The organism is Mesorhizobium sp. M0060, assembly GCF_040323155.1.
Lineage (GTDB): Bacteria > Pseudomonadota > Alphaproteobacteria > Rhizobiales > Rhizobiaceae > Mesorhizobium.
The window spans coordinates 13,984-29,923 of sequence record NZ_JAMYUP010000007.1; the positions used below are offsets into that span (position 1 = coordinate 13,984).

Annotated in this window: 14 protein-coding genes; 3 read left to right on the top strand and 11 right to left on the bottom strand. The window is 62.7% G+C overall.

Going from position 1 to position 15,940, the window contains the following annotated elements:
• Window positions 1-86 precede the first annotated feature (86 nt).
• Complete coding sequence (locus tag NKJ94_RS09480) at window positions 87-1,601, bottom strand: S10 family peptidase (protein ID WP_352524503.1); 1,515 nt, start codon at window positions 1,599-1,601, stop codon at window positions 87-89.
• A gap of 269 nt (window positions 1,602-1,870) precedes the next feature.
• Here NKJ94_RS09480 and NKJ94_RS09485 point away from each other — a divergent pair, with 269 nt between their 5' ends.
• Window positions 1,871-2,374 carry a hypothetical protein gene (locus NKJ94_RS09485; RefSeq protein ID WP_352524504.1) on the top strand — a complete coding sequence of 168 codons (504 nt, stop codon included), beginning with the start codon at window positions 1,871-1,873 and terminating at the stop codon, window positions 2,372-2,374.
• 96 nt (window positions 2,375-2,470) lie between these two features.
• Here NKJ94_RS09485 and NKJ94_RS09490 read toward each other — a convergent pair whose 3' ends face one another.
• Together NKJ94_RS09490 and oiaX are read right to left on the bottom strand one after the other, a co-directional pair.
• Window positions 2,471-3,805: a four-carbon acid sugar kinase family protein gene (locus NKJ94_RS09490; RefSeq protein ID WP_352524505.1), complete on the bottom strand. Its 1,335-nt coding sequence runs from the start codon at window positions 3,803-3,805 to the stop codon at window positions 2,471-2,473.
• A 4-nt stretch (window positions 3,806-3,809) separates the two neighbouring features.
• Window positions 3,810-5,060 (bottom strand): 3-oxo-isoapionate-4-phosphate decarboxylase OiaX, encoded by a 1,251-nt coding sequence (gene oiaX, locus NKJ94_RS09495; protein WP_352524506.1) that lies wholly within the window; start codon window positions 5,058-5,060, stop codon window positions 3,810-3,812.
• A 184-nt stretch (window positions 5,061-5,244) separates the two neighbouring features.
• On the opposite strand from oiaX, the gene NKJ94_RS09500 reads away from it, so the two are divergent.
• Complete coding sequence (locus tag NKJ94_RS09500; RefSeq protein WP_352524507.1) at window positions 5,245-5,958, top strand: transcriptional regulator NanR; 714 nt, start codon at window positions 5,245-5,247, stop codon at window positions 5,956-5,958.
• Window positions 5,959-6,028: 70 nt separating this feature from the next.
• Here the strand turns inward: NKJ94_RS09500 and NKJ94_RS09505 are convergent, their stop codons facing one another.
• Window positions 6,029-6,250 carry a hypothetical protein gene (locus tag NKJ94_RS09505; protein WP_352524509.1) on the bottom strand — a complete coding sequence of 74 codons (222 nt, stop codon included), beginning with the start codon at window positions 6,248-6,250 and terminating at the stop codon, window positions 6,029-6,031.
• Between NKJ94_RS09505 and NKJ94_RS09510 the strand changes: the two genes are divergently transcribed.
• A complete protein-coding gene (locus NKJ94_RS09510) occupies window positions 6,234-7,442 on the top strand; it encodes a GlxA family transcriptional regulator (protein WP_352524510.1) in 1,209 nt (402 codons plus the stop codon). The two genes, NKJ94_RS09505 and NKJ94_RS09510, sit on opposite strands and share 17 nt — an antisense overlap.
• Window positions 7,443-7,520: 78 nt before the next feature.
• Here the strand turns inward: NKJ94_RS09510 and apnL are convergent, their stop codons facing one another.
• The 7 genes from apnL to NKJ94_RS09545 form a co-directional block, all read right to left on the bottom strand.
• A complete protein-coding gene (gene apnL, locus NKJ94_RS09515) occupies window positions 7,521-9,428 on the bottom strand; it encodes a D-apionate lactonase (protein ID WP_352524512.1) in 1,908 nt (635 codons plus the stop codon).
• A complete protein-coding gene (locus NKJ94_RS09520) occupies window positions 9,425-10,459 on the bottom strand; it encodes a Gfo/Idh/MocA family protein (RefSeq protein ID WP_352524513.1) in 1,035 nt (344 codons plus the stop codon). The genes apnL and NKJ94_RS09520 overlap by 4 nt, the downstream gene beginning before the upstream one ends.
• Before the next feature lie 2 nt (window positions 10,460-10,461).
• Complete coding sequence (locus tag NKJ94_RS09525; protein WP_352524514.1) at window positions 10,462-11,526, bottom strand: ABC transporter permease; 1,065 nt, start codon at window positions 11,524-11,526, stop codon at window positions 10,462-10,464.
• Entirely contained in the window at window positions 11,523-13,067 is a 1,545-nt protein-coding gene (locus NKJ94_RS09530) for a sugar ABC transporter ATP-binding protein (RefSeq protein WP_352524515.1), read from the bottom strand. The genes NKJ94_RS09525 and NKJ94_RS09530 overlap by 4 nt, the downstream gene beginning before the upstream one ends.
• Window positions 13,064-13,717, bottom strand: a complete 654-nt coding sequence (locus tag NKJ94_RS09535) for a DUF2291 family protein (RefSeq protein WP_352524516.1) — start codon at window positions 13,715-13,717, stop codon at window positions 13,064-13,066. Before NKJ94_RS09535 ends, NKJ94_RS09530 begins: the two co-directional genes overlap by 4 nt.
• 96 nt (window positions 13,718-13,813) lie before the next feature.
• Entirely contained in the window at window positions 13,814-14,755 is a 942-nt protein-coding gene (locus tag NKJ94_RS09540; RefSeq protein ID WP_352524517.1) for a D-ribose ABC transporter substrate-binding protein, read from the bottom strand.
• Between the two features lie 266 nt (window positions 14,756-15,021).
• Window positions 15,022-15,849: a phosphogluconate dehydrogenase C-terminal domain-containing protein gene (locus tag NKJ94_RS09545; protein ID WP_352524519.1), complete on the bottom strand. Its 828-nt coding sequence runs from the start codon at window positions 15,847-15,849 to the stop codon at window positions 15,022-15,024.
• Between the last annotated feature and the right edge of the window lie 91 nt (window positions 15,850-15,940).

A 15,940-nucleotide genomic window follows, 5' to 3' on the forward strand; every position in this document is an offset into this window, starting at 1 on the left:
CTGGATCTGTAACCGATCAATCGCGAAGGAACTAGGGCTTGCGGACCGGACGAAAAGCGCATCCGGCGTTTTTTGCACAGACCGCCTCATTGCGTCGTCCGATAAAGTTCGGACGCGGCCTGCTTCAGCGCTGCCCGGCCATCTGGCCTCAGATACATCATATGCCCGCCTTCCAGCACCTCGCTGCGAATGGGCTTTGCGCCGGCAAGCGAAGGAATTTGACCAAGCAGGTAGCGCGAGGTCATGTAGGGCGTCACCAGGTCGCTGTAGCCGTTGACGATCAGCACACCAAGGCTGGGGTTCAGTGCCCGCGCCTGTTGCAGGTCGTCCATGACGCCGGCATAGCCCTGACGCGTCGGGCTCGTTCCGTAGTCCCAATTGCCGCTGATTTCGTGGTTGAGAAGCCGGTAGCTGATATCGGTGCGGAAGTTCAACTCGTCGCGCACATAGCCGACAAAGGCGGAGGTGAGCGCCGGCACGCTTCGGTCGAGCACCGGATCTGGACCGTCGACTCCCAGGCTCTCTGGCGCCACGTCCGCCGTCTCGATGGTACCGTCATAGGCGCTGAGAACATTGCCTTTTGCCCGTGCAAACTCCTTGGCGAAGAGCCCTATGGGAATGCGTGCAAAGTGGCGCTGGACAAGATCGAGCGGCAGACCGGTGACTGTGGCGACGCGCTGGCTCGCCAGGTGTCCACCTTGCTCCAACCCGCCGGCAAGCGCCGCCAGATAGTCACCGAGCGCATAGCGTTCGACTTCCGCCAGCCGCTCCTGCAGAGCCGGGCCGGAAACGCCTTCGCTGTGCAGGCGCACCGCCGCCAGCGACGGCAGCTCAAGCGCCCAGTGGAGCGGCTGGAACTCATCGGGGCGCACCAGCGTGAATTCGAGTGCCGGCGAGATCAGCACGACGCCGCTCGGGCTGATGCCGGTGTCTTCCTGAAGCTTCCTGGCGAGCAATGCCGCCCGAAAGCCGCCATAGCTTTCGCCGGCAAGAAACACCGGCGATGCCGTGCGGTTCGTCTGCGCCAGATAGAGCCGGATGAACGCGCCTATCGAGGCGGCGTCCTGACTGACGCCCCAGAAGCTGTGTGCTTCCGTGCCGGGCGCTTCGCGGCTGTAACCGGTTCCGACAGGGTCGACAAAGACCAGGTCGGTCATGTCGAGCCAAGTGTCGGGGTTATCGAACAGCCTCTGTGGCGGCGGCAGGAAACTTCCATCGGCCGCCGTCGCCAGGACCCGCGGACCGAGTGCGCCGAGATGCAGATAGGCGGAGGCCGCTCCCGGACCGCCATTGAACACGAAGGTGATCGAGCGCCGCGGATCCGGTCCCGTTTCTTTTCCGGGGTGCAGGGCATAGGCGACGTAGAAAATCTCGGCGGTGATATCGCCTGTGCCGGACGGCAATGACAACGTGCCGGCCTTGGCCTCGTAATCGAGCGTGCGTCCGGCAATGACGATCGAATGATCGGAAGTCTGCGGCGGCGGCAGGAGCGAGAGAACCCCGCCCGCAGGCGGCCGCTGGGCCGTCTCGGCATGACCGGACCCAGCGCCGGCGACCAACAGCAGAAGAGCGAGGGCGATTTCTTGCAGCTTGATAGGCATGACGTCTCCGGAGCAACTGGCTGGAAACTAGCACACCGTCGGCCGAACCAAAGTCACAGCACCGTGCGCCAGTACATCTGACAAAAGGGGTCGGGGGTGGGAAAGCCCAGGCGGAAGATAGGGCGCGAGGGTCACGGCGGCAGCGTCAACCCCTTGCAGCAGATACGCGGTGGCATAGCGTGCCAACGACTTCGTGAATTTCTGCCGGTTGACTCGATTGGCTCACTTCCTAGGTTGGCATTGGGGCTCCCGTGCAATCCGAAGTTGGTATGACATCTTTCCACATCCGAAAGCTTGCCCTTCTCGTTCTATCGGCAAGCGCCGCCATCCTGTCCTCCTGCGTCATGCCGGACGACACGTCGAGCAGTGCGAAGGAAGACGCCACGGCGGCGGCCGCCCGCAAGGAGATGGTCGGCCTCAGCGAAGCGGACGTTCGAATGTGCGCCGGCTTTCCGACCGCCACCGCCGATGTTGGCAGATCCGGCCAGATCTGGACCTATCAGCGCGTCGTTCAACGCGGCAATCTCAACATTGTGGTTCCGACCGTGGCCATTGGCCCCGTCCCGGCGCTCGGAGGTTCCGTCAACGTCGCCCCCGGCGGCTATTGCAACACGCAAATTCGAATGATTGACGGCCATGTTGCCGAGATCGCCTACGCCGGCGACAACAACCTGCCGAACAACCGCGATGCGCTCTGTGTCAGCACGGTGGACGCCTGCGTCGCCTATGCCCGTCAGCGCCATCCAGTCAGGGCGATGGCCCGTACGAGGTGACCCGGATCAAGCACGCCGCTGCTGGTTGCTTTGCCGGCTAATGGATTTTGCCGAGCTCCGATTTGAGGACCAAACGACTTACCTAGATCCATGCTCTCAACCGCCGACCCCATCGCGAATAGCGCAGAAATAGCGGTCGGTTCCGACCTGCCCACCTTTGAGGGCAATTTCCAGCCCGTCAATCGCCTTTATGCGCGAATGCGCGAGACAAAGCGGCGAGCCCGGCGATGCCGGTAGCGGCATTCGCACCGTCAGCGCATCGACGCCCATCTGGCCAAGTGCATGGCTCGACGTGTCGCCGCCGGCGATAACCACGCGCTGCAGTCTCTGCTCGAGCGTCAGTTCGCGGAGAAGCTCGCCAAGGCCGCGGCCAAGCTTATGGCGGGCGCCTTCCCAGAGATCGATTTCAGCACCGCGGTCGGCCGCGGGTCCGAGCGCGGTGTAGAGGATGACGCTGCGCCCGGCTGCCAGACTGGAGCGGCCGGTTGCAACCGCGCGCGCAATAGCGTCGTCGGAAGCCTCAGAAACCAGTTCGACCGGGTCGAGCTCGATCCCGTCGAAGCCATCGGCCAGAGCATGCCGGATCTGTCGTTCCGTCGTCGGCGAGCAGCTCCCCGAGACCACGGCGATCCTGTCGGCAGCGCCCGGCGGCGAAAACGCGGGGTTGGCATCCACGATCCGGTTCGATGCCCATTCAGCCAGCAAGGCATATTCGATGCCCGAAGAGCCGACGACGAAATAACCGCCCGGCTTGCGAGCGCGCCATATCTCCTTGCCGGCAAGCGCCTGGGTTTCCAGGCTGTCGACATCGACAAGCACGATGTCTGTGCCATTCTCCACAAGCCGGTCGAATGCTTCGGACCGCGACGCCGCTTGCAGCGTCGCCAGGTCGACCAGCCCAGAGGCGAGGTCTGTCTGACGCGACAGATGGATCAGCAGATCGGACTCATCCATCGGCGTGGTCGGATGACGGCTCATCACGGGATGGCGATCGATACGGAAATATTTGTCGCGATAGGCCGCGAACAGATGGCCGAATGCGGTGTAGCGCTTGAGCTGCGGCGCGCCGACGACCAGCGGCACGCTATCTTGCCGGAAAACCGAGCGGCCGATCTCGATCGCCCTGCCGATGCTGCCGATCGCCGGGCTGGAATCGAAGGTCGAGCAGACCTTATAGTGGCAGATCTCGGCGGTAAGGGTTTTCAGCCAGGCGAAGGCGTTGCGCAGATGCGTGTCCATCCACTGCGGCGTCTCGCTTCTGCTGGTGCCGGCCAGCCCGATGGCGCGGCAATGCGCAAACTGCGAAAGCAGCGCCTCGTCGGGCTGGCGCATGAACAGCACGGTCGGCACCCCGCCGAGCTCGAGCGCCTCCATCACGTCGGTCGAGCCGGTGAGGTCGTCGCCATAATAGCTCAGAAGCAGGCTCTGCATGGCGTCAGGCCGCCTTGCCGTCGCCGAACTTCTCGATCGACTGCGCCAGCTCGACATGGCTCAAGGCATAATCCGCCAACGGAATGTCTTGGACCGCCGCCTGCCAGGCTTGCTGCACGGCGCGGACGCCGGCGCCCGGCCCGTCCGGGTGGCTGACGATGCCGCCGCCGCAGAGATAGAGAAGATCGACCGTCCGGCCGGTCCGCTGGAAGGTTTCAGGCGCTTGCCCGCCCCACTGGCCGGAGCCGGCGACCGGCAATGCGCAATCGGCCGGCGAAAAGATCGGCGTGGTCACCGCCTTGAACGATTCGACGAAGGACCAGTCCGGTTCCCAGTATTTCGAGGCGATGCCGTTGATCTGGAACTGGTCGACGCCGAGCAGCCGCCAGAACTGCTGCCAGACCTTGAAATCCATGCCGAGGCCGGGATGGCGGGTGAGAATGTCCCAGCCATTGCGGTGGGCGTGGAGCACCAGCTTCGAGCGTTTTCTTAGAAAGGCCATGCCGCCGAAGCCCACGGAATTGATGTTGACCACCGCGCAATTGCCGCCGGCCTTTACCACCAGATCGTGGTTGCGCATCATCTCGTCGGGATCGGCATGTGAGATGCCGAAGGCATACATGACCTTCTTGCCGGTCTTCTGCTCCTGGTCGAGGATCAGCGGCATGATTGCCTTCACCCGCTCCGACAGCGGCGAATAGGCCGGGCTCATCAGCTTCTCGTCGTCCTTGATGAAATCGACGCCGGCGGCAATCAGCTCTTCCACCATTGCGGCCGTCTCGTGCGGGCGGAGCCCCAGCGCCGGCTTGACGATGGTCCCGATAATCGGACGATCGGTGACACCGGTCAGCCTGCGGCTGCCCGTGACGCCGAATTGCGGGCCTGGATGCGCGCTGCGGTACTCCTCGGGTAGCTTCATGTCGACGACACGGATGCCGGACAGGCCCTTGATCGAAAAGGTGCCGCCGATGGCGATGGTCATCAGCGCCGACAGGTCGGTGCCGATGGCGTCCTGCGGAAAGCCAATGTCGACGTCGGCGCGTTTGAACGGGCCATTGCTTGCTTCTGGAAGTGACGGCCGGTCCGCGTCCGGCAGATGCCGTATCGCTAGGACGCGCGCCGCGACCCTGGCCTTGAGCTCTTCGGTCTCGCCGGCCAGCGCGACGAAGGTTCCGGTCGACTGGTCGCTTGCGATCTTGGCCGCCAGCGCCTCGATATTGCCTGGCGTTTCGATGCGATAAGTAAGAACAATCATATTCGCGCGGCCTGCCGGGGTGAGTTCGAAAAAGGTTCCTTGGCCCTCGAAATCTGGTATAATGAGTACATAAGCATTGCAAGCCCTATCCGGCCTGGCAGGTAAGGGCGAGGGGGCGACAGGCGTACCGGAATTCGCGGCGGAAATGCTAGATAGAGGCCGGTCATAGGAGTGATTCGCGACGATGAACCGTTCGGAGCCGATCGTCCGGCGCAAGCTTTCCGACGAAGTATTCTTGAGACTGAAGCGCCTGATCACCAGCGGCGAATTGCTGCCGGGCGACGACATGCCGTCGGAGCGCGAATTGATGGAGCGCTTCGAGGTCGGCAGGCCGGCCATCCGCGAGGCGATGCAGGCGTTGAGCAATATGGGGCTGGTCGCGATCTCGCATGGCGAGCGGGCCAAGGTGCTGCAGCTGACCGCCAAGTCGATCATCAAGCAGGTCGACGGCGCGGCCAAGATCATCCTGTCGTCATCGAAGGACACGCTGGAGCACCTCAAGAACGCGCGTATCTTCTTCGAGCGCGGCATGGTCAAGGAAGCCGCTGAAAAGGCCACCGCCGAGGATGTGCAGCGGCTGCGGGCAACCGTCGCCGAGCAGCGCAGCTTTCGCGGCGACTCGGAAGCCTTCATATCCGCCGACATGAAGTTCCACACCCAGATCGCGGCAATATCCGGCAACCCGATCTATGTCGCGGTCAGCGAGGCAATGCTTGGCTGGCTAAAGGAGTACCACACCGAAATGCTGATCTGGACCGGCAAGGAAAAGTTCACGCTGACCGAGCACGAAGAGATCATCGGACGCATCGAAGCCAAGGATGCGGATGGCGCCGAGAAGGCGATGATCAAGCACCTCGAACGCTCGCGTGCGCTTTACGTGATGAATTCCGGCAACTGAAAAAGAAGCGCAGTCCCGACCGGCTTAGCGGCCGGGACCCTGTTCATCGGTTTTTCTGACTGACCAAAGATTAGGATGCAGCTTCGGGGCAAGCGGCAACATCCCGAGGCAACACCGTATTCCGCTGCTTCAGCGTCAGCGCAAGAACCGCCCCGAGGAGAGCCGCCGCCGCCGCGAACCAACCGGCGACGCGCAGCCCGTTGACGACATCCGGTGCGACGCCGGCCTGCCCGCCCAAACCGACCCCACCCAAACCGACTTTGGCCACCGCAAGAATGGCGGCGAGACCCAATGCAGCGCCGATCTGCAGGGAGGTCGACGCCAGCGCCCCACGAACAAGGCGTCGGCGCCACTCCGGAAGCGGCAGCTACGAACAGCGTCGTAAAGGCGATGCCGCCGTCAGCAAGCCCGTATACGGCCATCCTGGAGGCGCCGCGCTTTTTCTGGAATTGGCAATTTTGACAAAGACTATGCTAGACTTGCCATCCGACGAGAACGACACCGGGAGTACCGCAATGGCTGTCAGGAGCCTCCACGTTGTGATCTGGCTGCCGTCGAATTTCTATTCGGCCGTCGTCTCCACGCTCGTGGAAATGTTTCAGCTTGTGAATGACGTCTGCCGTTCACAGGTTCTTTCATGTGAGTTCGTTTCAAGGGGCGCGCCGTCAACATCAAGCACCGGAATTTCCTTCCCGACAAAGGCTCAACCATCCCGAAAAATGGATGTCCTGATTCTCATTGCGATGCCGGGTGTCGAGATTCCGGAGCTTCTGCGCTCGCTCGACGAGGAGAGTGAACATTCAAAACCGCTAATAGCGCTCGCGCAGCAGCAGGACGCAATCATCGCCGCACATTGCGGCGCATGTTATCTGCTCGCCAATTCGGGATTATTGGACGGCAAACGCGCGACGATATCCTGGTGGCTGAAAACCGAGGCAAGCCGCCGGTTTCCGCAAGTGCGATGGGACTCTTCCCGCCTGATCATTCGCCAGGACCGCCTTTACACATGCGGAGGCGGGTTTTCCGGACTCGAACTCGCCAGGGCTTTGCTGATCGATCTGGGCTTCTCAAAGGAGGAGCGGATCATTCGAAAACTTCTAGTTCTTCCTCCGCCGCGCAAATTCCAGAGTCCCTACGAATTTCCTCTCGACGAAATTTCGAACGAGGCCAGCCCATTCGAGAACAAGCTGCGCGAGCTCTCGAAAGACAAGATGCCAGAAATCGATTTGAAATTTCTCGCAACCGAATTGGCGATGTCTTCGCGAACCCTGTCTCGCAGATTTTTCGACGAGCTCCAGACAACGCCGGGAAAATGGATCCAGGAAAGGCGGCTGGAGTTGGCAAAATCGATGCTTGAGGAAACGAAACTGAGCGTTTCAGAAATTTGCTATCGGGTGGGATATCAGGACGTCGCTTCGTTCAGCCGTCTTTTTTCCAAGACCACTGGAATGGCACCAGGCGAGTTTCGAAAGCAAATCCGGTGACAAGTCGGCAGCGGAAGTGCTGCGGCTACGGGCAACCGCTGCGGAACTGCGGCGACTCATGAACCCTGGCAAATGACTTCAGCCGATCCGGACGATTGCGTAGGGCGTCATCGCAAGACGGTCGCGGCCCGACGTGTCTCGCTGAATCTGGCGTGACATTCGTCCATCCCAGAGCTTCAGAGGACCCTGATCGGAGCCGAGCCCGGAAACATCGACCGGAACGTCATCAGGGGTAAGGTTCGCCAGCCAGATGATGATCTTGCCTGTCTGGGAGCGGCCGGCCACTGCCAGCACCCGCGTCTCATCGGTCGTTGTCGCCGCCACATGCGCATGGCCGGCCAACTCGCAAAGTCCTTTCACCGCGTGGAAAATCAGCCGAGCTGTACCTTCCTCGACCGGTTCACCCGACGAGGCCAACACGCCGAACGGCCCGGTGAAGCTGCAGAGCGTGAGCATTTCGAGCCCCGCCGGAGCGACGCTGGCGGCGTAGCCGATCGTCCATGCGGCTCCGAACAGCCCGGCATGGCGAGGATCGCGGTCGGCCATGGCGATGCGCTGACTGTCGGGATTGGCCTTGGTCGCACCGCCATAGGGATTCTGGCGCATGGCAATGGTCGACGGCCCGATCCGATAGGGTTTTGGCCCGAAGATCGCCCTCACCGAGGCTGTGATGAAAGGCAGCGCCTCCAGCGATTGCATGACGCTGAGATCGTCGGCGGCGTGCACGATCGGGCATGTACAGTGGGTGACGAAATCGAGGAGGTCCGCAGGAACGCGCTTGCGGTTGAGCTCGGTGAAATAGCTGACCATGCCGCCGCCGAGGCGGATGTCGGGAAAGGCACGCCGCGCCGCGGCATAAACGTCTTCGAGCGGCGGGCATTGCGGCCATGCGCTGCCCGGCGGCGTCGACTGCCGGTCGACCGAGGGCGAGACGGCAATGGCCGAGAGCTTGAGACCGGCCTTGCGCACCCCGTCGGCGGCGCCTGAGAGCTCGGCGTCGAGATCGCCATCGCAGGCAATGACACATTCGAGCGTTGTCCGGACCGGATAGGCGGCGGCGAGCTGGGCGTAAGCCCTCAAGGCGTCGAGCCCATGGCCACGCGTCGGGTCGTAGTGGAACATCAATTGCTGCGGACCAAGCTCGGACAGCATCGGCAGCTTGCCCAGCGCGGCCTCGACCTCATCCGGATAGATGATCACGCCGATATCCGGCAGCGCCGGTCCGGCTTGGCCGAGCGTGACGCGAATTGGTTCGGCGGTTGCCGCAGCAGCTGGCACTTTCCCGCGACCCTCTATCCGCAAGCTGATGGTCTGGCGGAAGGTCTTGCCGGCAGGCAGCACATAGGGCCATGGCAGCGCGAGCGGCCGGACATAGGTCTTGTACGACGCATCCGACCAGTTGCGCTGGTCCTCCATCTCGAACGTGTCGCCTTCCGTCCGGCATTCGGCGGTGACGCCCGGCCGGACCTCATGGGTGATCGCCCGTAAAGCCTTGAAAGGTTGCCAGGGATCGATCAGCTCCGGAAGCCGCGTCGCGTTCACACTGCCGTCGGTATGCTCGATCGTGACCGGGCTGCCGGCCAGGCCGGCTATCGGATGCAGAATGCAGAAGCCACAGCGATTGGTTTCGAAATCGCTGTCGGGAAGAGCGCTCACGTCGAAGACCAACTGGCCATCGGCGGAGCCCTTGATGGTCGCGCGGAAGCCAAGCCGGCTGCCGTCCGGTGCTTGGCAACTTGCCGAATAGCTGACGGAAAAAGCCTCGGCATCCTGCTCGATGGTAAGGTCGGCCAGTGTCGGCTCGTAGGTGCCCCAGTCGCGATCCCTGACGATGTAGGCGATGGCGCGCAGAACTTCGGTGCCGCCATGCCGAATGGTGCGCAGATTGCCGTTGACGAAGTCCGCCGTCAGCGCGCCGGCGCGCAGCCTGACCGGTTCGGCTTCAACGGCACGTGTGCCATAGAGGAGGAAGGCGTCGGCTGTCATTTCAGCAAGGCGTCGAGTTGCACCGGCTCCCGGCTTGCGGCGCCGGCATACGCCGCCTCTACCAGCGCCAATGTCTTGAGATTGTCCGCGCCCGAGGTCGCGGGCTCGGTTCCGTTGGTCAAGCAATCGACCCAATGCCGCTGGATTGCGACGACGCTTTCCTGGATGTTGTGCCATGGTCGCGATGCCCAGGCCAGCAGCGGTGGCGAGACGTCGCTGACGACTGTCCCGCTCCTGCCGGTGACGGCGAGCTGGTAGCCTTGCGCCAGCCGGATCGTGCCATCGCTGCCGTCGATCTCGATCAGCGTCTCCGGAAACGGCTCTGTCGCGAGCTTGCTCGCGTAGCTGCAGTCGACCACGGAGGTCGCGCCGCTCGCATGGTCCATCAGCATCGTCGCGACGTCCTCACCGGCGATATTGGGATTGATGCGCGCCGTTCGCGCAGTGACCGTCGAGACGTCGCCCAGCAGAAAGCGGGCGATGTCGAGGATGTGGATGCCGAGATCCTCGATGATGAAGCGCCTTCCGGTCGCCAGATAGGGCTGGCCCGAAAACACGTCATAGGCAGAGCGGAACGAAATCCGTCCGAAGAAGGGCGTGCCGATTTCGCCGCTGTCGAGCACGGCGCGCACCGCCTGGATCGGCGACTGCCAACGAAAATTCTCATGCACCATCAACGGCACGCCGGCGTCGGCGCATGCCTTCACCATCGCCTTGGCGTCGGCAAGCGTCGGCGCGAACGGTTTTTGGCAGATTACCGGCACGCCGTGCTGCGCCGCCATCTCCACGAGCGTTCTGTGGCTTGGTGCGGTGGTGGCGATGTCGACGAAATCCAGCCTTTCGCCGGCAAACAAAGCAGCCGCGTCGGTATAGCGCCGCGCGACCCCGAACTGGTCGCCGACGATCCGCAGCCGGTCCGGATCGCGGTCGCAGATGGCGGCGATCGAGGCTCCCTCTATGTCGCCCCAGGCATGCATCTGATTGACGGCGAAGAAGCCGCAGCCGATCAGCGCTCCACGCAGCTCCGCCACGGTCAGCCTGCCTTTGCCATCTGCATCAGCGTGACACGGCTCTGCAGTCGGCGTTGCGCCTGGTCGACGACGACGGCGACGATGATAACGAGGCCCTTGATCACCATCTGCCAGAACGAGCTCACCCCCATCATCACCAGCCCGTCGGAAAGGATGCCGATGACGAAGGCACCGACAATGGTGCCGCCGATCGTGCCGCGGCCGCCCGACATCGAGGTGCCGCCGAGCACCGCCGCGGCAATGGCGTTCAGCTCGAAGCTCTCGCCGGTCGCCGGATGCGACGCCATCAGCTCGGACGAGATGATCAGCCCGACGATCGCGGCGCAGAAGCCAGAGAACATGTAGACGAACATCTTCACCATGTTGACGCGGACGCCCGAAATTCGCGCCGCCCGTTCGTTGCCGCCGACCGCGAAGATGTGACGGCCGAGCGGGGTGTATTTGGCGAGATAGGCCGCCCCTAGCGCAACAACGAGCAAAATCCACAATGCGACCGGCAGGCCGAGCAACCGGCCGGCGCCGAGAAAGCCGAATCCGGTGGTGCCGAGCTCCGGCTTGCCAATGAGATTGGGGAAGGTGCGCCCGTCCGACGACAGCAGCGCCAGGCCGCGCGCGACATAGAGCACGCCGAGCGTGGCGATGAACGGCGCAACGTTAAGCCTGGTGATCAGCAAGCCGTTGACGGCGCCGATCAATATGCCGACGGCAAGCGTGATCAGCGCGATCTCGAAGACGTTGAAATAGATGGTATAGCCGACCTGCAGGTCGATGCCGTTCAGCACGAGATAGCCGGCCACCATGCCGCACAGCCCAACGATCGAGCCGACCGACAGGTCGATGCCGCCGGTGATGATGACGAAGGTCATGCCCATTGCCAGAAATGCATTCAGCGCAACGTGCTTCGACATCAGGATAAGGTTGGCGGCCGACAGAAAATTGGGTGCAGCGATCGAGAAGAATAACAGCACCGCGATCAGCGCGATGAACGTCCTCGCCTTCATCAGCGTCAACAGGACCGAGCCGCTCGACATGGGGGTGACCGCCGCCTTGGCCGGAATGTCAGTCATGCGCCTTGCTCTCCATGCGGGACCGGTCCGTGGCCGAGCGCCGAGGCAGCGACAAGGGCCGCCTCAGTCGCCTCGGCGCGATCGAACATGCCGGTCAATTTTCCATTGCTCATCACCGCGATCCGGTCGGACAACGCCATCACCTCATCAAGATCCGAGGTGGCAAACAGGATCCCCAAGCCGTCGCGCGACAGCTTGCGCATGGTGCGGAAAACGTCGGCCTTGGCGCCGACGTCGATGCCACGGCTGGGCTCATCCATCAGCAGCACCTTCGGCCCGGTGAGCAGCGCCTTGCCGATGACCACCTTCTGCTGGTTGCCGCCCGATAGCGACGAGACTTCCTGCGCCGGGTCGGCGACCTTGATCGCCAGTTCGCGTACCGTCTGGGCCACCGCCTGTCTTTCGGCGGCACCGCGAATGTGGAATAGACGCACGAACCGGGACAGGCTTGCCAGCGTCAGATTGCTGGCGACGGAGAGGATCGACACCAGCCCTTCGCGCTGGCGGTCTTCGGGGATCAGCGCCAGGCCGCGCCGGATGCGCCGCGTCGTGTCCCGCTCGTGCACCTTCTTGCCGGTGATGAATATCGTTCCGGTCGAATGGCCGTGGCGGCCCATGATGCAGTCGAACAGCTCGCTGCGTCCGGCTCCCATCAGGCCGTAGATGCCGAGAATCTCGCCGGCGCGCAGCGAAAGCGAGACATGGTCGACCGCAAGTCCGCCGGTGGCGCGCGGCAGGCAAATGTCCTCGGCGCGGAATATCTCTTCGCCCGGCACATGGCCATCGGCTTTGGCGAAGTCCTTGGCGTCGGAGCCGATCATCTGCCGCACGATCCACTGCGTGTTGACGTCTTTCATCTCCGCCTGGCCGGTGATACGCCCATCGCGCAGCACGGTGATGGTGTCGCCGATGCGGATCAGTTCCTCGAGCCGGTGCGAGATGTAGACGATTGCGACGCCGCGCGCCTTGAGGTCGGCAATCACCTTGAACAGGATCTCGACCTCCGCCGCGCTGAGCGCCGAGGTCGGTTCATCCATGATCAGGATGCGCGCATCGAGCGAAACCGCTTTGGCGATCTCGACCAGCTGCTGCTGGCCGATGCGCAGATCCTCGACCAGCATGTCCGGCCGGATGCCGGCTTCCAGGCGTTCCAGGAATTCCGCCGCGCGGCGCTCCTGCTCCCGGCGGTCGATCTTGCGGAAGCGGTTGGTGATTTCGCGGGTCGCGAAAATGTTTTCGGCGACAGTCAGGTTGCCGAACAGGTTGAGCTCCTGGAACACCATGCCGATGCCGCGGTTCACCGCGTCCCCGGATGAGGAGAAGGAGACCTCTTCACCGTCCAGCAGAATGCGCCCGAGGGTCGGCTGCTCGACACCGGCGATGATCTTCATCAGCGTCGATTTGCCGGCTCCGTTTTCGCCGACCAGCACGTTGACCGCGCCCTTGCGCACCTCAAAATTCGCACGTTTGACCGCGACGGTGCCCGAATACACTTTCGAGACATCCTCCAGCTTCAGGATGACGTCTTGATCGCCGGTCATGGCTTCGGCCCGATCTCTGCCTCCGCCGGCGTCACCAGCGGCAGGTCCTGGCCACTGCCTGGCGTATAGGCGCCGAGGATCTTGACGCTTCGGCCCTCGAGTGCCTCGCGCGGCAGCTTGGAAAGCACGGTCTTGTCCGCGTAGGCGTTGAAGGCCTTGCCGAATTGGGCGAAGTCGATCTGGTTGGTGAAATCGTTGAATTGAATGAAGTCGAGGCTGTCGCGCAGCGCGGTCCCACGCATGGCGGGGCCGATCTGCACCCGCGCATCCGCCTTGCCGTCGCCGTCGGCATCGACGTCCATCGTCGCCGCGCGTGACTGTGTATTGGCTGCAACGACCTTGCCCTCGAGCCGGACGGCGAAGGTCCATGGCGAATTCGCCTGCTTATTCGGATTGCCGTATTTGGCACCGGCAGCGGCGGGATCGGTCTTCGCCAAAGCATGAACCTCGGGAAACGGCCCGGCCTTCTGCTGCAGATAGGGTATCACTTTCGCCGCCCAGATGTCCTCGACCATCTTGTCGGGATTGAAGCCCGTGGCATTGCCGCTGGTATCGCCTGACGGCGTCGGCAGGATCTTGCAGGCGGTCAGGCTGACTATTGCTGCAAGGAACGACGCGACAAGGATCGGCCGGGTCAGCTTGTTGAACATGTCGGCTCGTTCGGCATGGCGGTCAGGAGCACCCAGGGAAATGGAAGCAAGGGACGAACCGAAGGCTCGTCCCTTGCTGCTTGATGTTACGCCGGCTCAGTTGGTGAGCGCGAACGTCTCCAGCTTGGCGGCATTGTCGCCATTGACCAGGACGCAGTCCATCAGCTGCTTTTCCTCAGGTGGAGACTTCTTGTTCTTGATGAAGTCGTTGGCCTGCTCGACCGCCATCTGCGCCTGCGCGAAGGCCGGCTGCAGGACCGTCGCCTTGATGCCGCCGGAGGTGATCGAGTCGCGCACGTCGTTCGACCCGTCGAAGCCGACGACGATGACGTCCTTGCGACCGGCAGCGGCAAGTGCTGCATAGGCGCCCATCGCCATCGTGTCGTTGCCGGAGATCACGCCCTTGATGTCCGGATTGGCCTGGAGGATCGATTCCATCTTGGAGTAGGCCTCGGTCTGGCTCCAATTGGCCGACTGCTGCGCCACCATCTTCAGGTCCGGATAGTCGTCGATGACGTCGTGGTAACCCTTGGAGCGGATGCCGGCATTGGTGTCGGATTCCTTGCCGACGAGCTCGACGAAATTGCCCTTCTCGCCCATCAGCTTGACGAATTCTTGCGCGCCGAGCTGGGCGCCCTGATAATTGTTGGAGACGATCTGCGCCACGGCGACGCCGGTGGCATTGATCTCGCGATCGATCAGGAATGAGGGAACACCCGCATCCTTGGCCTTCTGCACGGCAGCGACGGTGGCGTCGGCGCCGGCATTGTCAAGGATGATCGCCTTGGCGCCGCGGCCGATCGCCGTGTCGATCAGCTCGGACTGCTTGTTGGCGTCGTCGTCATGGACGAGCACCAGCGCTTCGTAACCGAGTTCCTTGGCCTTGGCTTCCGCACCGACGGCTTCCGCCTTGAAGAACGGATTGTCGTGCGAGGGCGTGATGATGGCGATCAGATCCGCCGCGTAGGCGGGTGCGGCGGTGCCAAGCGCCAGCATGCCGGCAAAAGCCGCAAGCGTCATTCTGCGTGTCAGTTTCATGTATTCCTCCCGTTGAAAACCCGTGCCTTGATCCCAAGGCTGTATGCATTCAATTCGTTGGCCAGCGCAGATCGCGGATCGCGTCAGATTCATAAGCCTTTTGCCGGCTTCACCTCGACGGATCGCTTCCCCGCTATCCTCCACTCGTCCAGGCCCTGAGCTTGCTGCGAAGCTTGATGGTCCGAGCCATCGAACAGCTAAGCCAACTGGTATGATGAGTCAATGACAATTTCAGGTGACATGTCCCGGAAGACGCGTCGGCACCCTCAAGTGATGCGCTGAATGCTCGCAGCAATCTCCTCCGGCTCGAACACCCGCTTCCAGTCATCGCGCATCAGCACCGGCTTGCCGAACTCTATCGCCTTGTTGCAGGCGTCGGAGAACACGCCTTTGGTCTCGCCGAAGATGACGGCGCCAAGCACGTTCATATGGCCAAGCAGGAAGTCGAGCGCCGCCTGCCTGTCGACCCCGCGCGCCACGACTTCGTCGACGGCCTCTTTCATAACGACGAGCAGTGAAGCGCATACCGTTTCCGAAAGGCCGGGCTCGAGCAGTGCCATCTGATCGACCGTGACGCGATGCGAGCGCATGACCGGGGCCCAGATGATCTTGGCGATTGCTTCACCCTTGGCGAAATCTTCCTCGGGTCCCTGCATCAAGGCGCTGACCATGTGTTGCTTGGCCTTGACGCCGCCGAAATAGTCCTTCTTGGCCGCCATGTCGGTCTCGTCGTTGAAGATCGGCGGATGGCACGGGTGGGTGACGAAATAGGTCAGGTCCGGCCGCTTCGGCAGGTGGCCGGCGAAAGGTGCTGCGGCGTCGAGCACGACGACCATGGTGCCGGCGGCAAGCTTGCTCTCGATGCTCGCCGCGACCTTGCCGATATGCGTGTCCGGCACCGCCAGGATCACCACATCGGCGCCATCAAGCGCCTCATCGGCACTGACCGCGTCGATGCCGAGATCCGATTTCAGCCGCTCGCGACCGGCGTCGCTGACCTCGACATGGCGTATCGTATAGGGAGATCCGCGAAAATTGGTCGACAGGCGGTAACCCATTTTGCCGCCGGCACCAAACAGCGCAATCGTTGTCATTGTCCGTTACTCCTGATTTCCAACGACGGCTCTGCCGATCGTCATCCTATTGACCTTGTATGCACACTGCCGCCGGTTGGCGGATTAGACA

Coding starts and splice junctions, on each gene's coding strand:
- NKJ94_RS09480 (WP_352524503.1), bottom strand. CDS start 1,601: ATGCCTATCAAGCTGCAAGAAATCGCCCTCGCTCTTCTGCTGTTGGTC.
- NKJ94_RS09485 (WP_352524504.1), top strand. CDS start 1,871: ATGACATCTTTCCACATCCGAAAGCTTGCCCTTCTCGTTCTATCGGCA.
- NKJ94_RS09490 (WP_352524505.1), bottom strand. CDS start 3,805: ATGCAGAGCCTGCTTCTGAGCTATTATGGCGACGACCTCACCGGCTCG.
- oiaX (WP_352524506.1), bottom strand. CDS start 5,060: ATGATTGTTCTTACTTATCGCATCGAAACGCCAGGCAATATCGAGGCG.
- NKJ94_RS09500 (WP_352524507.1), top strand. CDS start 5,245: ATGAACCGTTCGGAGCCGATCGTCCGGCGCAAGCTTTCCGACGAAGTA.
- NKJ94_RS09510 (WP_352524510.1), top strand. CDS start 6,234: ATGGCGGCGAGACCCAATGCAGCGCCGATCTGCAGGGAGGTCGACGCC.
- apnL (WP_352524512.1), bottom strand. CDS start 9,428: ATGACAGCCGACGCCTTCCTCCTCTATGGCACACGTGCCGTTGAAGCC.
- NKJ94_RS09525 (WP_352524514.1), bottom strand. CDS start 11,526: ATGACTGACATTCCGGCCAAGGCGGCGGTCACCCCCATGTCGAGCGGC.
- NKJ94_RS09530 (WP_352524515.1), bottom strand. CDS start 13,067: ATGACCGGCGATCAAGACGTCATCCTGAAGCTGGAGGATGTCTCGAAA.
- NKJ94_RS09535 (WP_352524516.1), bottom strand. CDS start 13,717: ATGTTCAACAAGCTGACCCGGCCGATCCTTGTCGCGTCGTTCCTTGCA.
- NKJ94_RS09540 (WP_352524517.1), bottom strand. CDS start 14,755: ATGAAACTGACACGCAGAATGACGCTTGCGGCTTTTGCCGGCATGCTG.
- NKJ94_RS09545 (WP_352524519.1), bottom strand. CDS start 15,849: ATGACAACGATTGCGCTGTTTGGTGCCGGCGGCAAAATGGGTTACCGC.